Source organism: Phenylobacterium sp. (assembly GCF_031984885.1).
Lineage (GTDB): Bacteria > Pseudomonadota > Alphaproteobacteria > Caulobacterales > Caulobacteraceae > Phenylobacterium.
Genome location: NZ_DAMABV010000016.1, coordinates 40914 through 63055, shown reverse-complemented (window position 1 = coordinate 63055; position 22142 = coordinate 40914). Strand labels below are relative to the sequence as shown.

At 69.1% G+C, this 22142-nt stretch carries 20 protein-coding genes; 12 read left to right on the top strand and 8 right to left on the bottom strand.

What is annotated here, in order from left to right; all coding sequences use genetic code 11:
* The first annotated feature begins 7 nt into the window (after positions 1 to 7).
* Positions 8 to 772 (top strand): polysaccharide biosynthesis/export family protein, encoded by a 765-nt coding sequence (locus tag RTL41_RS18290; RefSeq protein ID WP_312166527.1) that lies wholly within the window; start codon positions 8 to 10, stop codon positions 770 to 772.
* 28 nt (positions 773 to 800) lie between these two features.
* Here RTL41_RS18290 and RTL41_RS18285 read toward each other — a convergent pair whose 3' ends face one another.
* Both RTL41_RS18285 and RTL41_RS18280 read right to left on the bottom strand, forming a co-directional pair.
* Complete coding sequence (locus RTL41_RS18285; RefSeq protein ID WP_312166526.1) at positions 801 to 2045, bottom strand: DUF1214 domain-containing protein; 1245 nt, start codon at positions 2043 to 2045, stop codon at positions 801 to 803.
* 130 nt (positions 2046 to 2175) lie between these two features.
* Positions 2176 to 3726, bottom strand: coding sequence for a hypothetical protein (locus tag RTL41_RS18280; RefSeq protein ID WP_312166525.1), 1551 nt, complete (start codon positions 3724 to 3726; stop codon positions 2176 to 2178).
* A 335-nt stretch (positions 3727 to 4061) separates the two neighbouring features.
* Between RTL41_RS18280 and RTL41_RS18275 the strand changes: the two genes are divergently transcribed.
* Positions 4062 to 4871 (top strand): GNAT family N-acetyltransferase, encoded by an 810-nt coding sequence (locus RTL41_RS18275; RefSeq protein ID WP_312166524.1) that lies wholly within the window; start codon positions 4062 to 4064, stop codon positions 4869 to 4871.
* A gap of 396 nt (positions 4872 to 5267) precedes the next feature.
* Here the strand turns inward: RTL41_RS18275 and RTL41_RS18270 are convergent, their stop codons facing one another.
* The gene (locus tag RTL41_RS18270; RefSeq protein ID WP_312166522.1) at positions 5268 to 5534 is read right to left on the bottom strand and encodes a sel1 repeat family protein; all 267 of its coding nucleotides are present in this window, start codon (positions 5532 to 5534) and stop codon (positions 5268 to 5270) included.
* Positions 5535 to 5900: 366 nt separating this feature from the next.
* Between RTL41_RS18270 and RTL41_RS18265 the strand changes: the two genes are divergently transcribed.
* Complete coding sequence (locus RTL41_RS18265; protein ID WP_312166520.1) at positions 5901 to 6398, top strand: RcnB family protein; 498 nt, start codon at positions 5901 to 5903, stop codon at positions 6396 to 6398.
* A 51-nt stretch (positions 6399 to 6449) separates the two neighbouring features.
* Here RTL41_RS18265 and gatB read toward each other — a convergent pair whose 3' ends face one another.
* Positions 6450 to 7943: an Asp-tRNA(Asn)/Glu-tRNA(Gln) amidotransferase subunit GatB gene (gene gatB / locus RTL41_RS18260; RefSeq protein WP_312166518.1), complete on the bottom strand. Its 1494-nt coding sequence runs from the start codon at positions 7941 to 7943 to the stop codon at positions 6450 to 6452.
* Between the two features lie 124 nt (positions 7944 to 8067).
* Between gatB and RTL41_RS18255 the strand changes: the two genes are divergently transcribed.
* Positions 8068 to 8385 (top strand): hypothetical protein, encoded by a 318-nt coding sequence (locus tag RTL41_RS18255; RefSeq protein ID WP_312166517.1) that lies wholly within the window; start codon positions 8068 to 8070, stop codon positions 8383 to 8385.
* Between the two features lie 78 nt (positions 8386 to 8463).
* Here the strand turns inward: RTL41_RS18255 and gatA are convergent, their stop codons facing one another.
* Positions 8464 to 9936 carry an Asp-tRNA(Asn)/Glu-tRNA(Gln) amidotransferase subunit GatA gene (gene gatA / locus RTL41_RS18250; protein WP_312166515.1) on the bottom strand — a complete coding sequence of 491 codons (1473 nt, stop codon included), beginning with the start codon at positions 9934 to 9936 and terminating at the stop codon, positions 8464 to 8466.
* Positions 9936 to 10223: an Asp-tRNA(Asn)/Glu-tRNA(Gln) amidotransferase subunit GatC gene (gatC, locus tag RTL41_RS18245; protein WP_312166513.1), complete on the bottom strand. Its 288-nt coding sequence runs from the start codon at positions 10221 to 10223 to the stop codon at positions 9936 to 9938. Before gatC ends, gatA begins: the two co-directional genes overlap by 1 nt.
* A 78-nt stretch (positions 10224 to 10301) precedes the next feature.
* Between gatC and ruvX the strand changes: the two genes are divergently transcribed.
* Positions 10302 to 10775, top strand: a complete 474-nt coding sequence (gene ruvX / locus RTL41_RS18240; protein WP_312166512.1) for a Holliday junction resolvase RuvX — start codon at positions 10302 to 10304, stop codon at positions 10773 to 10775.
* Between the two features lies 1 nt (position 10776).
* Here the strand turns inward: ruvX and RTL41_RS18235 are convergent, their stop codons facing one another.
* Positions 10777 to 11148, bottom strand: coding sequence for a PilZ domain-containing protein (locus RTL41_RS18235; protein ID WP_312166511.1), 372 nt, complete (start codon positions 11146 to 11148; stop codon positions 10777 to 10779).
* Positions 11149 to 11263: 115 nt separating this feature from the next.
* Between RTL41_RS18235 and RTL41_RS18230 the strand changes: the two genes are divergently transcribed.
* The 7 genes from RTL41_RS18230 (at position 11264) to rnr (ending at position 21216) form a co-directional block, all read left to right on the top strand.
* Entirely contained in the window at positions 11264 to 12241 is a 978-nt protein-coding gene (locus tag RTL41_RS18230; protein ID WP_312166510.1) for an aspartate carbamoyltransferase catalytic subunit, read from the top strand.
* Complete coding sequence (locus RTL41_RS18225) at positions 12241 to 12831, top strand: TIGR00730 family Rossman fold protein (RefSeq protein WP_312166508.1); 591 nt, start codon at positions 12241 to 12243, stop codon at positions 12829 to 12831. Before RTL41_RS18230 ends, RTL41_RS18225 begins: the two co-directional genes overlap by 1 nt.
* Complete coding sequence (pyrC, locus tag RTL41_RS18220) at positions 12828 to 14114, top strand: dihydroorotase (protein ID WP_312166506.1); 1287 nt, start codon at positions 12828 to 12830, stop codon at positions 14112 to 14114. The genes RTL41_RS18225 and pyrC overlap by 4 nt, the downstream gene beginning before the upstream one ends.
* A 262-nt stretch (positions 14115 to 14376) precedes the next feature.
* Positions 14377 to 15015 carry a glycerol-3-phosphate 1-O-acyltransferase PlsY gene (plsY, locus tag RTL41_RS18215; RefSeq protein ID WP_312166504.1) on the top strand — a complete coding sequence of 213 codons (639 nt, stop codon included), beginning with the start codon at positions 14377 to 14379 and terminating at the stop codon, positions 15013 to 15015.
* Positions 15012 to 16103 (top strand): DNA-processing protein DprA, encoded by a 1092-nt coding sequence (gene dprA, locus RTL41_RS18210; protein ID WP_312166502.1) that lies wholly within the window; start codon positions 15012 to 15014, stop codon positions 16101 to 16103. The genes plsY and dprA overlap by 4 nt, the downstream gene beginning before the upstream one ends.
* A 91-nt stretch (positions 16104 to 16194) precedes the next feature.
* Positions 16195 to 18855, top strand: coding sequence for a type I DNA topoisomerase (topA, locus tag RTL41_RS18205; RefSeq protein ID WP_312166501.1), 2661 nt, complete (start codon positions 16195 to 16197; stop codon positions 18853 to 18855).
* A gap of 54 nt (positions 18856 to 18909) precedes the next feature.
* A complete protein-coding gene (gene rnr, locus RTL41_RS18200) occupies positions 18910 to 21216 on the top strand; it encodes a ribonuclease R (protein WP_312166499.1) in 2307 nt (768 codons plus the stop codon).
* A gap of 9 nt (positions 21217 to 21225) precedes the next feature.
* On the opposite strand, the gene RTL41_RS18195 is transcribed toward rnr, so the two are convergent.
* Positions 21226 to 22131 carry a type II toxin-antitoxin system prevent-host-death family antitoxin gene (locus tag RTL41_RS18195; RefSeq protein WP_312166497.1) on the bottom strand — a complete coding sequence of 302 codons (906 nt, stop codon included), beginning with the start codon at positions 22129 to 22131 and terminating at the stop codon, positions 21226 to 21228.
* Positions 22132 to 22142 lie beyond the last annotated feature (11 nt).

The window sequence follows — 22142 nt, the reverse complement described above, 5'->3', positions numbered from 1 at the left end:
TTGCGCCATGCTTCGAAAGCGCCGCCCAGCTCCCGCGCCCGCCGCCTGCGCCGGCCTTGTCCTGACGAGCCTGGTCCTGGCCGGCTGCGCCACGCCGACCTATGACGTCATGGGCCCCTGGCAGCCGCCGACGCCGGCCGCGCCCGCCGGGCCGGCGTTCAGCAACATCCCCTATGCAAGCTGGACCGACGACGAGCCGGCCTACCGATTCTATCCGGGCGACGAGGTCGAGGTGGCGGTGCCGTCCGCGCCCGAGCTGACCAAGACCCTGGTCGTGCAGCCCGACGGGCGCATCACCCTGCCCCTGGTCGGGCCGGTCATGGCCGCCGACCGCACGCTCGGCGAGCTCCAGGGCTCGATCGCCCAGGCCTATTCGACCCAGTTGCTGCGCCCGGACGTCGAGGTCTCGGCCAAGGCCGCGCCGCTCAAGGTGTTCGTCGGCGGCGAGGTGGGCAATCCGGGCGTCATCGACCTGGCCGGCGACGCCGACGCGCTGCGCGCGATCATCCAGGCGGGCGGCTTCAAGCCGGGCGCCGACGCCGCCAGCGTCTACATCGTCCGCCGCGGCCCGAACGGCCAGGGCATGGTCCGCCGCGCCGACCTCATGCGCGGCCTGCAGCACGCCCAGACCGACCTCGTCCCCCTGCGGCGCTTCGACGTCGTCTACGTCCCGCGCAGCGGCGTGGCGGACGCCGGGCTGTTCATGCAGCAGTATTTCCGCGACATGCTCCCCATCCAGTTCAGCTACGCCCTGGGGCCCCAGGTCCGCTGAGGCTTGGGCAAGCGGTCCTGGTGCTTCCCTATTCGGCCCGCAGCAGAGCCGGCGGCGTCCAATCGCCCTGCTTCACGACGGCTTTGGGGACGTAGGTGCGCAGCGTCAGCGAGAAGGCCTTGCCGTCCGCCGACGGCAGCCAGTTCGATTCCGGCACGCCGGCGGGCGCCTTCGGGCCGACGCCGATCTTCAGGGACCCGTCGGCCTCCTTCTGCAGCGGCGACTGGTTGTTGAGGTTGAAGCGGTTCAGCGGGTTCTTCACCACCCGATAGTCGGTGGCGTCCACCAGGATCACCGACCAGTAGGCGTCCACGGCGGTCTCCGGCAGCCGGTCGGCGGGAAAATGCAGGACATAGCTCTTGCCGCCGTCCAGCCGCTGGCCCTCGCCGTCGCGGTTGGACGTGAAGTAGATCGCCTCGTCCATCGTATTGGCCCAGATGCCGCCGTAGTTGACCGTCGTCCGCAGCCAGTAGTCCACGCCGAAATTGCCGACGCCGGGCGCCGCGCCCACCCATCCGTCGTGCTCCGGCGCGGCCTTGGTGAAGACGAACTCCTTGAACGCCGGCACGATCTTCTCGCGGATTTCCTTGTCCACCGCCTCGCGCGCGGCGGGGCTGGACGCCACGTGCGCCGCCACCGCCCGCACCTGCTGCTGCATCTGCGCCGCATGCGGCGAGACGTCGAGGGCGCTGGCGAACAGCGCCTCGGCCACGTCGAACAGCTCGGCGCCCGCCAGGGCCACGTTGTCGAACATCGTGATGTCCGGCGGCGGCGCGATGGCCGGCGTCCCCTGCGCGGTCAGCTTGAACTGCTTCTGCAGCGCCAGGGCGCCGTCCGGATCGCCCTTCAGTTCGACCCGGCCCAGCAGCTTGGCCTTGCTGGAATGCAGGTCGATGCGCGTCGCGCCCGCCGGCAATTTCGGGCTCGACCCCGGCTTGGTCAGGGCGAAGGCGCCGAACGGCTTCGACGGGAAGGTGCGCTCATTGATGTTGGCGATCACCTCGCCCCACTCGTCGAGGATCTGGGCGGTGTAATACCGCCCCTTCACCTCGGGCACGTCCAGCACCACAGCCTGCGCGTCGTCGACCGCCACCCAGGCTTCCAGATAGGCGACGTCGAAGTTCGGGTTCACGAAATCCGCCGAGCCCAGCGGATTGTACTTCACCTGGTTGTAGGCGAAGCCCTCGCCTTCGCGGTCCATGCGTTCCTGCCGCACGACCAGCCCGCGGCCGAGCAGATAGATATAGGCGTCGCTCAGGGTCTTGCTGTCCATCTCGCCGCTCCTAGCTGTCGCGGCCAAGCTACGGACAAGGACTTGCCCGGACCATCGGGCCTAACCCTAGCCCATCCAGGTTAGGCGCCGCACGAAGGGACCGGCGATCCGGCGGCCCCGTTGGCGGAAGTCAGCCGACGATGCGTTTGAGGCCGAACGCGCCGCCGATCAGCAGGTCGCCGTCTTCGAGGATGGTGGTGATGCCCCCGAAGGCGTTCCACTTGGCGCTGTCGTCGGGGAACACCCACCGGGCCTTGGTCTCGCCCGTAGACCAGTCGAGGCCGGTGTATTCATACGTGCCGTCACGCTTGTTGGCGCAATAGAGCAGGTTGGTCGCGGCCGAGACCACCGGCACCATGATGTCGCTGTTGTCGATCTCGGTGTTGAGCCAGTCTTCCTCCAGCCGGCGGGTCTTCGGGTTCCAGTTGAACTTCTGGACGCCCATCGGCGCAGGCCGCGTGATCCCGGCCGTGAAGCCGTTCCAGAACCCCGGTTTCGGAAAGGGCTTCGGGTAGGTGCTGTTGATCACCGCCACGCCGTAACCCAGCACGTTCGGCGAAGGTTCGATCGTCGCTTTCGAGATGTGGATCGGAGCCTGATCGGCGATGCGGCGGGATTTCGTTCCGGGCTTCTGCTCGAAGTCCTCGGGGATCTCATCGCGCCAGAAAGCCACCAGGTTCGTCCCCCCTTCCGCCCCGTCGGCGATCACCACCAGCTTGTCCGGATCGTCATCGAAGCCCATGAGCGTGGGGGTGGTTCCCGAACCGCGCGAGATCGACCCCAGCGCGAAGGCTTTCTCGTCCGGCATCCATTCATAGCCGGACTCCCACGCGCCATCGTTCTCGTCGGTGGAGAGGCTTTCGCCGTTCCAGATCACCTTCAGCATTCGCCGCGAGGTGACCACGTAGATGCCGCCGCGATCATCGAGCGGAATGCCGTTGTCCACGGCCTCGCCCGAGAAGGTGACGTAGGACTTCACGTTCAGGTCCCGGTCCAGAACGACCAGGGCGCCCGGCGCCGCTGCGGCCAGGAAGCCGTCATAGGTCATGTTGAGCGCGATGATGCGCGAGACCGCGCTGGCCGCCTCGGGCGGCATGGCCTCTGCGACATCGGCGGATTTCACGATCCGCAGCGGCGCGCGCACCGCGTTGTCGTCGGTACACTTGAGGATCTTGGTCCCGCCATAGACGCAATAGTGGAAGCCGTCCCTGTCGATCAGGTTGTAGACCCCGTTGATCCCGACCTCATGGCTGAAACCGAGCTGCGCGATCTTGTCGATCGCCTTGACCAGACGCTCATCGTCCCCGGCGCGGCGGGCGTCATCCCACTCCTCCAGCAGCGCCTGCGTCGCCGCCTCCGTGGCCTTGTCGTTCTCCTCCTCGAAGCCCGGGTAAGGCAGGTAGGCGACGGATTCGAAACTCTTGCCGGTCAGCAGGAGCTTGCGGACGCCGAACATGCCGCTCCCGATCCCGACCGTGTCCTGCCCGATCTTCTTGAGCGTGGGGTTGGAGACCATGAAGTTGGGGACGAAAAGCGCGTCCTCACCGTCCCTGAGCGCCTTGCCCCGGACAGGTCCGGCATGCAGCACCGAGTCCGTCGCCCCGGGATTGAAATGCGAGGTCGGATAGACGCTGTCCGCAAGCCAGGGATTGCGCGGCGGCATGTTCGGGGACGAGGTCATGGGCGGGCTCCGAGACTGATCAGGAGATCAGCGAAGCAGACTTTCGTCGGTTTGCAGATCGGGCGTTCCCCTTAGTCGAACCGCGAACCTCCGCTACGGGTCGGTCCGACACGAAGACCACGAAGACGCCTGCGCCGAAGGCGCGCTCCACCGATCCCCCGGGAGGCCGCCGGCCCCTTCGTGTCCTTCGTGGTCTTGGTGTTTCCCTATTCAGCCGAGGCGATCGAGCCGCTCGTCCGCGCGGGGGTGGAAAGCAGCCGGCGCGACCGCTAGCGTGAGGGATGCGTTCAGGGCCATTCCGGCAATGGTGGCGGCCGCGCGTAGGGGCGACACCAGTGGATGAGACCGAAGACCTGATCCAGCTTTGCGTGCGCGCGCTCGCCGCGCAGATGATCGCAGCGCCCGGGGCCGAGTTGCACATGACCCGAAGCTGTATTCTCGGCCTGACCGACGAGCCCCTGGCCGATCACAACCGGCTGACCATAGGGGCCGATCCCGACGCCAAAGGCTTCCTCATTCGAGCGGTGGCGCGCGCGAAGGAACGCGGTCGGCCGCTCCAGGCCGTGATCAGTCCCCGTGCGGCGCAAGCCCTTGCACCGGTCGCGATGGGGTTGGGCTTCACCGCCGTCGGAACTGCGCCGCTCATGGTGCTTCGCCCGGACGTTCCCGTTCAGCCTGGCCGTCCAATAAAGATCGTCCGCGCCCTCGGTCCTGAGTTGGCCGGCATAGCCGGCGATCTGATCGCCGCCGCCTTCGACGAGCCGCGGGATGTCGTCGCCCGGTGTATCGAAGTCAGCATGACCGAGACCGCGGGCGTGGAGACCTATATCGCCTGGGGCGACGACGGCCCCATGTGCACCGTCTCTGTGACCCCGACCGGCGACACGGCGGGAATCTCGCTCATGGCCACGCCGCCCGAGCACCAACGCAAGGGCATGGGCCGCGCCCTGCTGAGCCAGGTGATCGATGATTTCCGCCGCCGTGGCGTGACACGCTTCCACCTGGGCGCCACCGAGGCAGGCCGGCCGCTCTACTCCAGCCTCGGCTTCGAACTGGTCGCCGACCTCCCCGTCTGGATCTTGGCGCAATCGGCGTCAGCGCCGGACGAAAGAGCCCCGGCCGAACCGATTTCCGCCCCCTGCTAAGGACGGCAATCCAGCCAAGCCGCCAGATCAGCGTCCCGATACGGATTTCCGCCCCCTGCTAAGGACGGCAATCCAGCCAAGCCGCCAGATCAGCGTCCCGATACGGACGACGCAAGAGCGCCGACACGAAGACCACGAAGCACACAAAGACCACCAAGACGCCTGCGCCAAGGCGCGCTCCACCGATCCCCCGGGAGGCCGCCGGCCCCTTCGTGCCCTTTGTGGTCTTGGTGTTTCCCTATTCAGCCGCCGCCCGAGGCGATCGAGCCGGTCGTCTGCAACAGGTCGGAAGGCGAGCTCCGCTTCCGGCCGCGCCGTCGCCGCCGGCGGACCCGGGTCAGCCATAGGCCGGAGGCGCCGAACGGGCGGCGTCCGCCTGGGCGCAGGCCGACGGCGTCAGCCGTGGGCCAGCCACTCGCGGGCCTGGCGCTGGGCCTCGGCGACCTCTTCCGAGGCCATCTCCTGGCTCAGTTCCTTGCGGTACACCTTGGCCTCGACCGAGCCGCGCATGGCGGCCAGGTTGAACAGCATGTGCGCCGACACGTAGTCCAGCGGCGCCCCGCCCTGCCCGGTCGAATAGAGCAGGCCCATCTTGAACAGCTCGTCCCCGGTCGACTCGGCGGTCGGCAGCGGCAGTCCGTCGTTTTCCACGCTCGCAAGCATGACTTCGTTTCCCTAGCCCCGCCGGTCCGCCCCCGTTCTGGGTTCCGATCCCGACGATCCTGTAGCTAGGTAAGTCGACCGCCGCTGAAGATAGGGTTAACCCGGAAAACGCCATGTTCTCGAAATGACGTTTTTGACTATTCGCCGCTTTTACTGAACGGAAAGCTCCGTATCCAGAATCTTAAGGCGCCCCATCTTCTAGCGGCGCCTTTGTGGGGTCCGCCGCTGGAAACCTGCCGATCGGGCCGCCAAATGTGAGCCTATCGGCGCGATGGCGAAGCTGAAGGGCCCGTTCAGGTCAAGTTCAGCCGCCAACCGGCAGGTTTGCCGATATCGAGTACGAACGACCGGCCAGGAGGCCTCGCCATGAAACGCCTGATCTTGAGCCTCGCCACGGCAGCGGCTGTCGCCGGCCCGATGGCGTTCGCCGCCACCGCCGCCCTGGCCGACGACCGCGGCCGCGGGCGACACGAACAGCGCTGGGATCGCAACGACCGTCACGACAACGGCCGCTGGGACCGCCGCGACGACCGTCGCGGGGACCGCTGGGACAACAACCGCGGCGACCGCGGCCGCGACTACGGCTGGGATCGCGGCCGTCACAACGGCTACTACTATAACAACCGCTGGTACTACGGCCCGCCGCCGCAGGCCTATTACGGCAATCCCTACTACCGCCCGGGCTACGCCGCCTGGCGCCGCGGGGGGCATCTGCCGCCCTACTACCGGGGCTATGTGGTCAACGACTACCACCGCTACCAGCTGCGCCAGCCGCCGCGCGGCTATGCCTGGTACCGGGTCGGGAACGATTACCTGCTGGCCGCCATCGCCAGCGGCATCATCTTCGACATCATCGCCAACTAGCTGATTTTACAAGCAAACGCCCCGGATCTCTCCGGGGCGTTTTTTGTTTCGTCAGAGGCCCAGCTTGGCCTTCAGGAGCTGGTTCACCGCCCCCGGATTGGCCTTGCCGCCGGTGGCCTTCATGACCTGGCCGACGAACCAGCCGATGGCCTGAGGCTTCTCCTTCACCGAGGCGGCCTGGCCTGGATTGGCGGCGATCAGTTCCTCGATGATCTTCTCCAGCGCCCCGGTGTCGGACACCTGCTGCAGGCCCTGCTTCTCGACGATCTCGCGCGGGCGGCCCTCGCCGGCCCACATCCGCTCGAAGACGTCCTTGGCGATCTTGGAGGAGATCACCCCCTCCTCGATCAGCGCCACCAGCTCGGCGATGGCGTCCGGCTTCAGCGGGCTGTCCTCGATGGCCAGGCCCCCGGCCGTCAGCTTGGCGGCCAGCTCGTTGGTCACCCAGTTGGCGGTCAGCTTGGCGTCGCGGCCCTTGGCGGCCTCCTCGAAGAAGTCGGCGCGGGCCTGCTCGGTGATCAGCACCCCGGCGTCGTAGGCCGACAGGCCGTACTGCGATTGCAGGCGCGCCTTCTTGGCGTCCGGCAGCTCGGGCAGCGAGGCCTCGATCTGCTTGACCCAGGCCGGATCCAGCTCCAGCGGCAGCAGGTCCGGATCGGGGAAATAGCGATAGTCGTGCGCCTCTTCCTTCGAGCGCATCGACCGGGTCTCGCCCTTGTTGGGGTCGAACAGGCGGGTCTCCTGGTCGATCTTGCCGCCGTCCTCGAGGATCTCGATCTGGCGGCGGGCCTCGTACTCGATCGCCTGCTGGATGAAGCGGTAGGAGTTGACGTTCTTGATCTCGCAGCGCGTGCCCAGGTGGCTGAAGTCGCCGGTCTCGCGGAACTTCTCGTAGGCGCCGGGACGGCAGACCGAGACGTTCACGTCGGCCCGCAGGTTGCCCTTCTCCATGTCGCCGTCGCAGGTGCCCAGATAGACCAGGATCGTGCGCAGCTTCTTCACATAGGCCGCGGCCTCGGCCGACGAGCGCATGTGCGGGCGCGAGACGATCTCCATCAGCGCCGTGCCGGCCCGGTTGAGGTCGACATAGGTCGAGGTCGGGTCCTGGTCGTGCAGGCTCTTGCCGGCGTCCTGCTCCAGGTGCAGGCGCTCGATCCCGACCGTGAAGGTCGTGCCGTCGTCGTGCTCGACGATGACCTCGCCCTCGCCGACGATCGGGTCCTTGAACTGGCTGATCTGATAGCCCTGCGGCAGGTCCGGATAGAAATAGTTCTTCCGGTCGAAGTGGCTCTTGAGGTTGATCTGGGCCTTCAGGCCAAGGCCGGTCCTCACCGCCTGCTCGACGCAGTGCTTGTTGATCACGGGCAGCATGCCGGGCATGGCCGCGTCGACCAGCGAGACCTGCTGGTTGGGGCCCGCGCCGAATCCCACCGCCGCGCCGGAGAACAGCTTGGCGTTCGAGGCGACCTGAGCGTGAACCTCCAGGCCCAGAACCACTTCCCATTGGCCGGTGCGGCCGGCGATCAGCTTCGACGTATCAGTCATGGCCGCTTCCTAGCGCCCCTCGCGCGCGAGCGAAAGCGGGACCCTCGAAATCCCTTGCGCAAACGGCGAAACCGAGGCTGAAATCCGCGCCGGAAACCCTGGGGATGAGGAAACACCCGAAATGATGAAAACGTTTACTGCCGGCCTCGTCGGCCTGTCGCTCTCGCTCGGCGCCCTGGCCGCTGGTCCCGCGCTGGCCCAGGACGCCCACGCCGAACACGCCGCGGCGCTGTCGGCCGAGGACACCCCGATCGCGGACATCGCCGCCTCGGCGGAAGGCAAGGCCGCCCTCGACAAGAACCTCCCCGGCCTCACCGATCACGAAGCCTACGAGCAGTTCAAGGGCATGAGCCTGAAGCAGGTCCAGCCGATGAGCCAGGGCGCCATCACCGACGAGCAGCTCAAGGCCCTGCAGGCCGACCTCGACCAGCTCAACAAGTAGGCCCGGTCCAGACGAACGAAGCCCCCGCCCTTCGCAGGACGGGGGCTTTTTCATGCCCGCCGATCAGGCGTCAGGCCGTCACCACCACTTGGCGGGCTTGGCCTTGAAGTCGGCGGCCTTCTCGATGGCGCCGCCGATCGAGAACAGCGTGCCCTCGTCCAGCGCCTTGCCGATCAGTTGCAGGCCGAGCGGCAGGCCCTTGGCGTCGACGCCGGCCGGGATGCTCATGCCCGGCAGGCCCGCCAGGTTCACCGTCACCGTGAAGATGTCGTTCAGGTACATCGCCACCGGGTCGTCGGCGTTCTCGCCCAGGCCGAACGCCGCGGACGGCGCGGTCGGGGTCAGCAGAGCGTCGACTTTCTGGAAGGCCTGGTCGAAGTCGTCGGCGATGCGGCGGCGGACCTTCAGCGCCTTGACGTAGTAGGCGTCGTAGTAGCCGGCCGACAGCACATAGGTGCCGATCAGGATCCGGCGCTTGACCTCGGCCCCGAAGCCGGCGGCGCGGGTGTTCTCGTAGGTCTCGGTCAGGTTCGCGCCGTCCTTGCGCAGGCCAAAGCGCATGCCGTCGTAGCGGGCGAGGTTCGAAGAGGCCTCGGCCGGCGCGACGATGTAGTAGGCCGGCAGGGCGTACTTGGTGTGCGGCAGCGACACCTCGACGATCTCGCAGCCGGCCTCCTTCAGCCAGGCGACGCCCTGCTCCCAGAGCTTCTCGATCTCGGGCGGCATGCCCTCGACGCGGTACTCCTTCGGAATGCCGATCCGCAGGCCCTTCACCGACTTGCCGACGAAGCTCGGGAAGTCGGGGGTCTCGATGTCCAGGCTGGTCGAGTCCTTCGGGTCGTGGCCCGACATCGACTTCAGCAGGATCGCGGCGTCCTCGACGGTCTTGGCGATCGGGCCGGCCTGGTCGAGCGACGAGGCGAAGGCCACCACGCCCCAGCGCGAGCAACGGCCGTAGGTCGGCTTGATCCCGACCGTGCCGGTGAAGGCGGCCGGCTGGCGGATCGAACCGCCGGTGTCGGTCGCCGTCGCGCCCAGGCAGAGGTCGGCCGCCACCGCCGCGGCCGAGCCGCCGGAGGAGCCGCCCGGCGTCAGCTTGGCGTTGGAGCCTTCCGAGCGCCACGGGTTCACCACCGGACCGAAGGCCGAGGTCTCGTTGGACGAGCCCATGGCGAATTCGTCGAGGTTCAGCTTGCCCAGCATCACCGCCCCGTCGCGCCACAGGTTGGCGGTGACGGTGGATTCGTAGGTCGGGACGAAGTTGCCCAGGATGTTCGAACAGGCCGTGGAGCGCACGCCCTCGGTGCAGAACAGGTCCTTGATCCCGAGCGGCGCGCCGTCCAGGGCGCCGGCCTGCCCCTTGGCGCGGCGGGCGTCGGAGGCCTTGGCCATCTCGATGGCCTTGTCCGGGGTCTCCAGGACGAAGGCGTTCAGCGGCTTGGCGGCCGCGACCGCGTCCACGTGCGCCCTGGTCAGTTCTTCGGACGAGAACGACTTGTCGGCCAGGCCCTCGAGGGCGGCCTTCAGCGTCAGCGAGGTGAGAGCGCTCATTATTCCACCACCTTCGGCACGACGAAGAAGCCATCCACGGTCTTGGGCGCGTTCGACAGCACCTTGGCCGGGTCGCCGCCGTCGGTGACCACGTCTTCGCGCATCGGCAGGGCCACGGCCACGGCCGAGGTCATCGGCTCGACGCCGTCGGTGTCCACTTCGCCCAGTTGCTCGATCCAGGTCATGATCCCGGTCAGCTCCTTGGCGAGCGCTTCCAGCTTCTCCTCGGGCTCGGCGATCCGCGCGAGCCTCGCGACCTTACGAACGGTCGCGGCGTCGATGGCCATGGGGCCCTCCTAATGGTTCGAGGCAGGGGTTAGCCGTGCGGGCCTCCCTTTGACAAGCGATGACCGCTAAGAAGCGGCATGGCCGTCATCGATCTGACCGAACTTCCCGCCCTTCTACCGCGCTATTCGGCGCTGATGGGGCTCGATCTGGGCGAAAAGACCATCGGCGTCGCGGTGTCCGACGTCACCCGCATGGTCGCCAGTCCGCTGGAGCTGATCCGCAAGACCAAGTTCACGGTCGAGGCCAACCGCCTGTTCGCCCTGATCGACGAGCGCCAGATCGGCGCCGTCGTCATCGGCCTGCCGGTCAACATGGACGGCACGGAAGGGACCCGCTGCCAGTCGAACCGGGCCTTCGCGCGCAACCTGCTGCGGCTGCGCGACGTCCCCATCGCCTTCTGGGACGAGCGGATGTCGACCATGGCGGTGAACCGCGTGCTGATCGAGGAGGCCGACGTCACCCGCGCCCGGCGCGCCGACCTGGTCGACAAGATGGCGGCGGCCTGGATTCTCCAGGGGGCGCTGGACCGGCTGAGCGCCCTGGCCGAATAGGTCACCCCAGAACCGCGATCCGGATCTGGCGCAGCGTCTCGCCCAGGCCCTCCTGCGGCTGGTCGAGGTCGTAGGCGCGGACGGTCCGCACGCCCAGCTCCGGGGGCCGGCGCCAGGCGACCTGCACCTCGCGCCCCATGCCCGTCACCAGGTCCAGGACGCAGAAGGCGTCGGGGGCCGGTTCATCGCCGGGAAGACTGAGTCGCAGGCCGCCCTCGGACCGGTCGAGGATCACGCAGGGCCGTCGACGCCCGCCCTCCTCCACCAGCAAGGCCGGCAGCAGCACCGACTCGCGCGGCGTCGCGCGACGCTCGACGCCTCCGTTCGCCCGCGACCAGCGTTCGATGATCGACGTCGCATCTGATGGGGTCATTGGGAACTCCGCTGAACCAGCCTACCCTGAGTCAACGTCCGATCCACAGTGCTGCGCCGCCCCCGGCGCCTCTCCCCTTGGCGCCCGACCGCGCCTCCCCTAAGAGGGCGCTTTAATGACCGTAGCACCCCCCGGCCTGAACGAGGTCCTTGGCAGGACCTTCCCCTTCCCCAAGCGCCACTTCCTGTCCGTGGTCGATCTCAACCCCGTGGAAGTCGCGGGTCTGCTGGATCTCGCCGACAGCTTCGTCGCGCTCAACCGGCAGCATTCGAAGAAGCTGGACCTGCTCAAGGGCAGGACGCTGATGAACCTGTTCTTCGAGAACTCGACCCGCACCCAAAGCTCGTTCGAGCTGGCCGGCAAGCGGCTGGGCGCCGACGTGGTCAATATGAGCCCGCGCTCCTCGTCGATCTCCAAGGGCGAGACCCTGATCGACACGGCGGTGACGCTGAACGCCATGCAGCCCGACCTGCTGGTGGTGCGCCACGCCTCGTCGGGCGCGGCGTCGCTGCTGTCGCAGAAGGTCACCTGCTCGGTGATCAACGCCGGCGACGGCCAGCACGAGCATCCGACCCAGGCGCTGCTGGACATGCTGTCCATGCGCCGCTCGTTCGGCCGGGTGGCCGGGCTGAAGGTGGCGATCTGCGGCGACGTCCTGCACAGCCGCGTGGCGCGGTCCAATGTCGGCCTGCTGCAGATGATGGGCGCGGAGGTGCGCCTGGTCGGCCCGCCGACCCTGATGCCGACCAATGTCGATCGCTGGAACGTCCAGGTGTTCCACGACATGCGCAAGGGCATCGCCGGCTGCGACGTGGTCATGATGCTGCGGCTGCAGCTCGAGCGCATGGACGGGGTCATGGCCCCCTCCCAGCGCGAGTACTTCCGCTTCTACGGCCTGGACCGCGAAAAGCTGGCCTTCGCCTCTGACCATGTGCGGGTCATGCACCCGGGCCCGATGAACCGCGGGGTCGAGATCGACTCCGACGTCGCCGACGACCTCAACGTCTCGCTGATCCAGGACCAGGTCGAGATGGGCGTGGCCGCCCGCATGGCGGTGCTGGCGGCGCTCTCCGCGCGCCTGGACAACGACTGATGAGCGCCATCGCCTCGGTCTGCATCTTCTGCGGGGCCAGCCCCGGCGGAGACCTGGCCTATCGCGCCGCGGCCGAGGCCATGGGCCGCGAGATCGCCGGGCGCGGCCTGCGGCTGATCTATGGCGGCGCCAAGGTCGGGCTGATGGGCGCGATCGCCGATGCGGCCCTGGCGGCCGGGACCGAGGTGATCGGCGTGCTGCCGCACGCGCTGACCGACAAGGAGATCGCCCACGACGGCCTCACCCGGCTGGAGGTCGTCGCCTCCATGCACGAGCGCAAGGCGCGGATGGCCGAGCTCTCGGACGCCTTCGTCGCCCTGCCCGGCGGCGCCGGGACGCTGGAGGAGATCTTCGAGATCTGGACCTGGGGCCAGCTCGGCTTTCACGCCAAGCCCGCCGGCTTCCTGAACGTGCGCGGCTACTACGACGGCCTGCGCGGCTTCGTCGATCATGCGGTGGGCGAGGCGTTCCTGAAGGCGCCACACCGCGACATGCTGATTTTCCGGGAGGACTGCGGCGAGATGCTGGACGCGCTCGCCGCCTATGTCCCGCCCGTCGTCGAGAAATGGATCGGACGCCCCGAACTATGACCCAACGCCCGACCGCCTTCGTGAACGCCCGCCTCGTCGATCCCGCCAGCGGCTGGGACGGCCCCGGCGCGCTGCTGGTCCAGGACGGCAGGATCGCCGACGTCGCGCAAGGGCGCGAGCTGGGCGCGCTCTCCGCCGACATCGAGGTGATCGACGCGCGCGGCGCCATGCTCGCCCCCGGCCTGGTCGACCTGCGGGTGAAGACCGGCGAGCCCGGCGCGGAGACCAAGGAAACCCTCAAGTCGGCCGGGCTGGCCGCCGCCGCCGGGGGCGTGACCTCGATCGTCCTGCAGCCGGACACCAACCCGGTGGTGGACGAGGCCTCGGTCGTCGACTTCATCCTGCGCCGCAGCCGCGACATCGAACTGGTCCACGTCTATCCGGCCGGCGCGGCGACCAAGGGCGCCAAGGGCGAGCGGATGGCCGAGATCGGCCTGATGCGCGAGGCCGGCTGCGTCTACGTCACCGACGCCGACCGGCCGATCGTGAACTCCAAGGTGCTGCAGCGGGTGCTGGCCTACGCCAAGGCCTTCGACACCCTGGTGGCGCACCGCCCCGCAGATCCGTGGCTGTCGGCCGGCGCCGCCGCGACCGCCAGCGAGTTCGCCGGACGGCTGGGCCTGCCCAGCGTGCCGGCCATCGCCGAGAAGATCATGCTGGAGCGCGACCTGGCCCTGGTCGAGCTGACCGGGGCGCGGTTCCTGGTCGACCAGATCACCACCGCCGCGGCGCTGGAAAGCCTGGCGCGCGGCAAGGCCAAGGGCCTGCCCGTCACCGCCACCACCTCGATCAACCACCTGTCGTTCAACGAGATCGACATCGGCGACTATCGCACCTTCCTGAAGTTCGATCCGCCGGCGCGCAGCGAGGACGACCGCCAGGCGGCCATCGAGGCCCTGGCCAGCGGCCTGATCGACATCGTGGTCTCGGCCCACTCGCCCGCCCCGGCCGAGGACAAGCGCCTGCCGTTCGACGAGGCCGCGCCCGGCGCGGTCGGCCTGCAGACCCTGCTGCCGGCCCTGCTCTCGTTCCAGGACCGCATCCCGCTGATCGACCTGATGCGGACGGTCACCAGCCGCCCGGCCGACCTGCTTGGCCTGCCGGCGGGCAAGCTCGCCAAGGGCGCGCCGGCAGACCTGGTGCTCTGCGACCTGAACGCGCCGATCGTCGTCGACCTCGACAAGCTGAAATCGAAGTCCCGCAACTCGCCCTTCGACGGCCGCCGGCTGTTCGGCGAGGTCCAGATGACGCTCGTGGACGGCCGGGTGGTGTACCAAGTGTAGGGTCAAGGCACTTCGGCAAGGCGCATAGAGCCGAGCGTCGGCCGCGCTGATTGGATCGAAATCGTGTATGCCGACGCTAGACGATCCTACCGAAGCCTCTTGATAATGCCTTGGGCCTATCGTGAATCCGTCGATGACATCATCACAAACCTCACGGCCTGCGGCATAGATGTGGCGCCACGAGCGCCTCGGAGCGAGTGATCCCGTCGGCTTGGCCAAAGCGCCGCTCACGGCTACGACAGGATAAACTGGGGGAACGCCGATGCTCGACCAACTCAGCCCCGCGCTGCTCGCGGCCGCCATCGTCGGCGGATACCTGCTCGGTTCGATCCCGTTCGGCGTCATCGCCACACGGCTGGGCGGCGCCGGCGACGTGCGCTCCATCGGCTCGGGCAACATCGGCGCGACCAACGTGCTGCGGACCGGGCGCAAGGATCTGGCGGCGATCACTCTGCTGGGCGACGGCGGCAAGGGCGCGGTCGCCGTATTCGTCGCCTGGCTGCTGACCCGCGAGGCCGGGCCCCAGGCCCAGGCGACGCTGACCGCCCTGGCCGGCGGCTCGGCCTTCCTCGGCCACCTGTTCCCCGTCTGGCTGAAGTTCAAGGGCGGCAAGGGCGTGGCCACCTTCTTCGGCACGCTGCTGGCTGCGGCCTGGCCGGTCGGCATGGCCGCGGGCGCGACCTGGATCGTCATGGCCTTCCTGTTCCGCATGTCGTCGCTGGCGGCGCTGACCGCCGCGGCCCTGGCGCCGATCTATGTCTTCCTGCTGGACCGGCCCTACCCGATCGCGGTGATGGCGCTGTTCATGGGCGTGCTGATCTACATCCGCCACAAGGACAACATCGGCCGGCTGCTGAAGGGCGAGGAGCCGAAGATCGGCAAGAAAAAAGACGCCGCGTGATCCGCAAGCTGACCGACGCGGCCCGCCGCGACTGGTTGCGGCTGGCGCGCACCGAGAACGTCGGCCCCGTCACCTTCGCGCAGTTGATCGACCGCTATGGCGAGGCGTCCCTGGCCCTGGCCGCCCTGCCCGACCTGGCCCGGCGCGGCGGGCGGGTCTCGCCGCTGGGCGTCCCGCCGGCGGACGAGGTTCTTCGCGAACTAGACGCCGGGCACGCGCTGGGCGCACGTCTGATCGTCGCCTGCGAGCCTGACTTTCCCGCCGCGCTGGCGGCGCTGGATCCGCCGCCGCCGGTGATCTGGGCGCTGGGCGACGCCGCCCTCCTTGGCCGCTCCATCGTGGCGATCGTCGGCGCGCGCGTCGCCTCGGCCGGGGGCCAGCGGTTCGCGCGGGGCCTGGCCCTGGACCTCGGCGCGGCCGGTCACGTGGTCGTGTCCGGCATGGCCCGTGGCGTCGACGGCGCGGCGCACGAGGGTTCGCTGGCGACGGGCACCATCGCCGTTCTCGGCGGCGGGATCGACGACGTCTATCCGCGCGAGCACCGCGGGCTCTATGAGCGGATCGTCGCCGAGGGCTGCGTGGTTTCGGAAAACGCGCCGGGCCGCACGGCGACGGCCAAGGACTTTCCCCGGCGCAACCGCGTGATCTCGGGCCTGTCGCGCGCGGTCGTCGTCGTGGAGGCCGAGTTGCGCTCCGGCTCGCTGATCACCGCCCGGCTCGCCGCCGAGCAGGGCCGCGAGGTGCTGGCGGTGCCGGGTTCGCCGCTGGATCCGCGCGCCCGCGGGACCAACGACCTGATCCGCCAGGGCGCGGCGCTGTGCGAGGGCGCCGAGGACGTGCTCCGGGCCCTGGAAGGCGTGGGATTGCGCGAGCCCGAGCGCCCCTTCGCCCCGGCCCCCGCCAGCGACGCGGACGTCGATGCGGTGCGCGAACGGGTCGCCGCCCTGCTGTCGCCGACCCCCGTCTCGCGGGACGAACTGGTGCGCGCGGCGGGCGCGCCGACGGCGGTGGTCCTGGCCGCCCTGACCGAGCTGGCCCTGGCCGGCCGTGCAGAATTGCTGTCGGGCGGCCTTGTCGCCGCCCTCTGATGAGGCCATTGACAGCGCCTAGGCGCCGCCCCCACCTTTCGCGCCCTTGAATTTCGGGCGATCCGCCCAAGACGCCCCATATAGAGCGACCATGAACCTTCTCGTCGTCGAGAGTCCGGCCAAGGCCAAGACCATCAACAAGTACCTGGGCTCGGACTATACGGTCCTGGCCTCGTACGGCCACGTCCGGGACCTGCCCGCCAAGGACGGATCGGTGCGGCCCGACGAGGACTTCGCCATGTCCTGGGACGTCGACGCCAAGGCCGCCAAGCGGCTCAGCGACATCGCCGAGGCGGCCAAGAAGTCCGACCGCATCATCCTGGCCACCGACCCCGACCGTGAGGGCGAGGCGATCTCCTGGCACGTGCTGGAGGTCCTCCAGAAGAAGAAGGTCCTCAAGGACAAGAAGGTCGAGCGGGTGGTGTTCAACGCCATCACCAAGTCGGCGGTGACCGAGGCGATGAAGTCGCCGCGCGCCATCGACATGGAGCTGGTCGAGGCCTACCTCGCCCGCCGCGCCCTGGACTACCTGGTCGGCTTCACCCTTTCGCCGGTGCTCTGGCGCAAGCTGCCGGGCTCGCGCTCGGCCGGCCGCGTGCAGTCGGTGGCGCTGCGCCTGGTCGTCGACCGCGAGCTCGAGATCGAGCGCTTCAAGACCCAGGAATACTGGACCGTCGAGGCCGACGTCTCGGCCGGCGCCGAGCCGTTCCTGGCCCGCATGGTCAAGCACGAGGGCAAGCGGCTCTCCAAGTTCGACCTCGGCAACGAAGCCAGCGCCCAGGCCGCCAAGGCGGCGGTCGAGGCGGCGACCTTCAAGGTGGCCGGCGTCGAGAAGAAGCCCGGCCGGCGCTCGCCGCCGCCCCCCTTCACCACCTCGACCCTGCAGCAGGAGGCCTCGCGCAAGCTCGGCTTCTCGGCCCAGCGGACCATGCAGGCCGCCCAGAAGCTCTATGAGGGCATCGACATCGGCGGCGAGACGGTCGGTCTCATCACCTATATGCGGACCGACGGCGTGCAGGCCGCGCCCGAGGCGCTGGACGAGGCCCGCAAGGTGATCGGCGGCGTCTACGGCAAGGAATACGTTCCCGAGAGCGCCCGCATCTACAAGACCAAGGCCAAGAACGCCCAGGAGGCGCACGAGGCCATCCGTCCGACCAGCCTGGCCCGCAACCCCGGCTCGCTGCGGCTGGAGAGCGACCTTGGCCGGCTCTATGAGCTGATCTGGAAGCGGATGATCGCCTCGCAGATGGAGTCGGCGCGCATCGAGCGCACGACCATCGAGCTGGAGAGCGCCGACGGCAAGACCGGCCTGCGCGCCACCGGCCAGGTGGTGCTGTTCGACGGCTACCTGGCGGTCTACGAGGAAGGCCGCGACGACGCGGACGACGAGGAAGGCGGCCGCCTGCCGCAGGTGAACGAGGGCGCCTCGGCCCGCGTGATCGCCGCGCGTTCGGACCAGCACTTCACCGAACCGCCCCCGCGCTACTCGGAAGCCAGCCTGGTCAAGAAGATGGAAGAGCTGGGCATCGGCCGACCCTCCACCTACGCCTCGGTGCTGACCGTGCTGCGCGACCGCGAATACGTCCGCATGGACAAGAACCGCTTCGTGCCCGAGGACAAGGGCCGCCTGGTCACCGCGTTCCTCGAGCAGTTCTTCGCGCGCTACGTCGAATACGACTTCACCGCGGCGCTGGAGGAGAAGCTCGACCTGGTCTCGGCCGGCGAGATGGACTGGAAGGCGCTGCTGCGCGAGTTCTGGCAGGACTTCCACGCCGCGGTCGGCGAGATCGCCGAGCTGCGCGTCACCAACGTCCTCGACGCCCTGAACGAGGCCCTGGGCCCGCACATCTTCCCGGCCAAGGAAGACGGCTCGGACCCGCGCGCCTGCCCGACCTGCGGCGTCGGCCGCCTGTCGCTGAAGACCGGTAAGTTCGGCGCCTTCATCGGTTGCTCGAACTATCCGGAATGCCGTTTCACCCGCCAGCTCGCCCAGTCGGACGACGACGCAGCCCAGGAGAGCGGCGAGCGCGAACTGGGCGTCGATCCGGTGACCGGCGAGACGGTGTTCCTCAAGGCCGGCCGCTTTGGCCCCTACGTCCAGCTCGGCGAAGCCGACAAGCCCAAGCGCTCCAGCCTGCCCAAGGGCTGGTCGGCGGCGGCCATGGACCTGGAGAAGGCGCTGCGGCTGCTGCGCCTGCCCCGTGAGGTCGGCGCGCACCCGGAAGACGGCGGCATGATCATGGCCGGCATCGGCCGGTTCGGGCCCTTCGTCCTGCACAACGGCACCTATGCGAACCTGCCCAACGTCGACGAGGTGTTCGACGTCGGGATCAACCGCGCGGTCGCCCTGCTGGCCGAGAAGCGGGCCGGCGGCGGCCGGCCGGGCCGCGGCGAGTCCGCGGCGCTGAAGGACCTGGGCGCGCACCCGGCCGACGGCGCGGCGGTGAAGGTGCTGGCCGGCCGCTACGGCCCCTACATCAAGCACGGCGCCACCAACGCCAACGTCCCCAAGGGCAAGGACCCGCAGGACATCACCCTGGAGGAAGCGGTCGCCCTGCTGGCCGAGCGCGAGGCCAAGGGCGGCGGCAAGAAGAAGGGCAAGGCCGCGGCCAAGCCCAAGGCCGAGAAGGCGCCGGCCAAGAAGACCGCGGCGAAGAAGCCGGCCGCCAAGAAGCCTGCGGCGAAGAAGACCGCCAAGGCCGAGGCCGAGCCTGCCCCGGCCGGCGGCGCGGCGCCCTGGGACGACGAGTGACGGCGGGGACCAAATCCCCGCCACCGCTTCGCGATTCCTGCGTTACAAGGCGGAATGGCTAAAGCCCGCATTCCGAAGTCCGCCCGTTTCAGCGCCAAGTCCGTCCGGCCGCCCCAGGGGCTGCCGGACCGCGAGACGCTGCTGAAGTTCATCCGCGAGGCCGGCGAGACCGACAAGGCCGATATGGCCAAGGCCTTTGGCCTGAAGGGCGCCGACCGCCGCGCCCTGCGCGACATGGTCAAGTCGCTGGAGGCCGAGGGCGCCCTGGGCAAGCGCGGCCGCAAGGGCTTCTCCGAGGCCGGCGCCCTGCCCCCGGTCGGCGTCGTCGACGTGGTCGAGCGCGACCCGGACGGCGACCTGCTGGTCAAGCTGACCAAGGGCGAGGACGCGCCGCTGGTGCGGCTGGCGCCCGACCGCGCCGGGGCGATCGGCGGCGCGCCGGGCCTGGGCGACCGGCTGCTGGTGCGCTTCGAGACGCTGGAGAACGGCGAGACCGAGGCCCGGGTCATCAAGCGCCTGGGCCAGAGCGCGCACCGCATCCTCGGCGTGGTCCGCAAGGCCAACAAGCAGGTGCGGGTCGAACCGGTCGATCGCCGCTCCAAGGAGAGCCTGACCCTGGTCCCGGCCGAGGCGGCCAACCTGCAGGACGGCGACCTGGTCCTCGCCCAGGTGACGGTGGAGGTCCGCTACGGCCCCAAGCGCGGCAAGGTGCTGGAGGTGGTCGGCCGCGAGGACCAGCCGCGCGCCGCCTCGCTGATCGCCATCCACAGCCACGGCATCCCGACCGGCTTCAGCCAGGATGCGGAGGCCGAGGCCGACGCGGCCCAGGAGGCGACCCTGAAGGGCCGCGAGGACCTGCGCGCCGTGCCGCTGCTCACCATCGACCCGCCGGACGCCCGCGACCATGACGACGCGGTCTATGCCGAGCCCGACACCGATCCCAAGAACGAGGGCGGCTGGATCGTCTGGGTCGCCATCGCCGACGTCGCCGCCTATGTGCGGGCCGATTCGGCGCTGGACCGCGAAGCGCGCGACAAGGGCAACTCGACCTATTTCCCCGACCGCGTCGAGCCGATGCTGCCCGAGCGGCTGTCGGCCGGCCTCTGCTCGCTGCGCCAGGGCGAGAACCGGGCCTGCATGGCGGTGCGGATGGTGTTCGGCGCCGACGGGCGCAAGCGCTCGCACAGGTTCGTCCGCGGCCTGATGCGCTCTGCGGCCAAGCTGTCCTACGAACAGGCGCAGCGGGCCATAGACGGCTTCCCGGACGATCAGACCAACCCGCTGCTGGAACCGATCCTGAAGCCGCTCTGGGCCGCCTACGAGACCATGCTGAAGGGCCGCAAGGCGCGCTCGCCGCTGGCCATCGAGAGCCAGGAGCGGAAGATCGTCCTCAACGCCGAGGGCGAGGTCACCTCGATCACGCCGCGCCCCTCGCTGGAAGCGCACAAGCTGATCGAGGAGATGATGGTCCAGGCCAATGTCTGCGCCGCCGAGACCCTGGAGCAGAAGAAGAGCCCGCTGATCTACCGGATCCACGACGCGCCCAGCCAGGAGAAGGTCCAGTCGCTGGCCGAGTTCCTGCAGACCATCGGCGTCGCCTGGAACAAGGGCGAGGCGCCGCGCACCGACCGCTTCAACAAGCTGCTGGGCGAAACACGCGAGGGACCGCACGCCGAGATCGTCAACGAGGTCGTGCTGCGCACCCAGATGCAGGCGATCTATTCGACCGAGAACATCGGCCACTTCGGCCTGAACCTCGACCGCTACGCGCACTTCACCTCGCCGATCCGCCGCTATGCCGACCTGGTGGTGCATCGGGCGCTGATCCGGGCCCTGGGCCTGGGCGACGACGGCCTCACCGACCGCGACATCTCGCAGATGAAGGACACCGCCGAGCGGATCACCGGGACGGAGCGCCGCTCCATGGCCGCCGAGCGCGACGCCACCGACCGCTATGTCGCCGCCTTCCTGGCCGACCGGGTGGGCGCTGAGTTCGCCGGGCGGATCACCGGCGTGACGCGCTTTGGCCTGTTCGTCCGGCTGGACGAAACCGGCGCCGACGGCCTGGTCCCGGTCTCGACCCTGGGCGGCGAGTTCTTCGTGCACGACGACAAGGCCCACGCCCTGGTCGGCGAGCGCACCGGCCGCCGCTGGCCGCTGGGCATGCGGGTGCAAGTCGAGTTGAAGGAAGCCACGCCCATCACCGGCGGCCTGGTCTTCGAGATGCTCAGCGAGCCCCTGCCCGTCGATCCGACCGCGCCGCGGCCTCGACTGGGGGTGCGGGCGCGCACGCCGTTCGCCGGACCAAAGCGCGGCGGCGGGGCCGGCAAGGCGCCCCCCAAGCGGGGCAAGCGGCGCTAGAGCGTCGCCCTAGCCGGAAACCAGACAGGCGATCGCCAGGCCGCTGCAGACCTCGTTGTGGTGTTGCCGCACGGCGGACAGGCGCACGCCGACCGGCGCGCCGCCGATCAGGAGCTCCACCTGCCCACAATAGGTTTCGGCGGTCCCCTGAAGCAGGGCGTTCATGTCGCGCTCGAAAGTCTGGCGCGAGGCCGGCGCGAAGAAGTCCAGGAGCCGGGCGCCGTGGACCTCGGGCTCCGGCAGGCCGACCAGGCCGCAGAAGCCTAAATTGGCCTGCTGCACGAACCCCATCGGGTTGACCGTCAGGCGCCCGACCAGATCCAGGCCGTCGACCGCCTGCGCCCCGGCGCGGCTGGCCGCGAGGTCCTGGCGCAGGTCGTAGAGCTCGGTGAGCTGGCAGAAGGTCAGGCCGACGCCGCCGGCGAGGGGGAACGCCTTGCTCTCGTAGAAGCGGTGCTGGTTGAAGAAGCCGCGGGACTCGAACTGAAGAGCCTCTCCGGTTCGCAGGACCCTGCGCAGCCGCGCCGCCAACAATGCCCCCTGCTCCCCGAACTCTGGACCATCGATCGCCCTGCCGACCAGTTCCTGCGAGGAGTGGCCGGCGCTCGACATCGCCACGTTGTTGAGGAACCGCACCTTCAAGTCGCGATCGAAGACCATGAAGCCTTCGAACATGTTGGCGAGGAAGCTGTCGCGGCCGGCGATATCCTCGTGCCCCGCAGCGTCGGACGACGGGCCCCCGCCGGTCCGGCTCAGCTTGATGAACTCTTCGGTCGAGAGCAGCACCAGGCGCGGCCGCCCGTGGTGGGTGACCAGGACCGGCTCCTGCATGGCGCGGTCCTGCCAGTGTCCGAAGTTGCGACTGATCTCCGCCGCCGTGGTCTTCACGCCCGGCTTGTCAAAGCGTGTCAGCACGCAGGAATCTC

Coding starts and splice junctions, on each gene's coding strand:
- RTL41_RS18290 (WP_312166527.1), top strand. CDS start 8: ATGCTTCGAAAGCGCCGCCCAGCTCCCGCGCCCGCCGCCTGCGCCGGC.
- RTL41_RS18285 (WP_312166526.1), bottom strand. CDS start 2,045: ATGGACAGCAAGACCCTGAGCGACGCCTATATCTATCTGCTCGGCCGC.
- RTL41_RS18280 (WP_312166525.1), bottom strand. CDS start 3,726: ATGACCTCGTCCCCGAACATGCCGCCGCGCAATCCCTGGCTTGCGGAC.
- RTL41_RS18270 (WP_312166522.1), bottom strand. CDS start 5,534: ATGCTTGCGAGCGTGGAAAACGACGGACTGCCGCTGCCGACCGCCGAG.
- RTL41_RS18265 (WP_312166520.1), top strand. CDS start 5,901: ATGAAACGCCTGATCTTGAGCCTCGCCACGGCAGCGGCTGTCGCCGGC.
- gatB (WP_312166518.1), bottom strand. CDS start 7,943: ATGACTGATACGTCGAAGCTGATCGCCGGCCGCACCGGCCAATGGGAA.
- RTL41_RS18255 (WP_312166517.1), top strand. CDS start 8,068: ATGAAAACGTTTACTGCCGGCCTCGTCGGCCTGTCGCTCTCGCTCGGC.
- gatA (WP_312166515.1), bottom strand. CDS start 9,936: ATGAGCGCTCTCACCTCGCTGACGCTGAAGGCCGCCCTCGAGGGCCTG.
- gatC (WP_312166513.1), bottom strand. CDS start 10,223: ATGGCCATCGACGCCGCGACCGTTCGTAAGGTCGCGAGGCTCGCGCGG.
- ruvX (WP_312166512.1), top strand. CDS start 10,302: ATGGCCGTCATCGATCTGACCGAACTTCCCGCCCTTCTACCGCGCTAT.
- RTL41_RS18235 (WP_312166511.1), bottom strand. CDS start 11,148: ATGACCCCATCAGATGCGACGTCGATCATCGAACGCTGGTCGCGGGCG.
- RTL41_RS18230 (WP_312166510.1), top strand. CDS start 11,264: ATGACCGTAGCACCCCCCGGCCTGAACGAGGTCCTTGGCAGGACCTTC.
- RTL41_RS18225 (WP_312166508.1), top strand. CDS start 12,241: ATGAGCGCCATCGCCTCGGTCTGCATCTTCTGCGGGGCCAGCCCCGGC.
- pyrC (WP_312166506.1), top strand. CDS start 12,828: ATGACCCAACGCCCGACCGCCTTCGTGAACGCCCGCCTCGTCGATCCC.
- plsY (WP_312166504.1), top strand. CDS start 14,377: ATGCTCGACCAACTCAGCCCCGCGCTGCTCGCGGCCGCCATCGTCGGC.
- topA (WP_312166501.1), top strand. CDS start 16,195: ATGAACCTTCTCGTCGTCGAGAGTCCGGCCAAGGCCAAGACCATCAAC.
- rnr (WP_312166499.1), top strand. CDS start 18,910: ATGGCTAAAGCCCGCATTCCGAAGTCCGCCCGTTTCAGCGCCAAGTCC.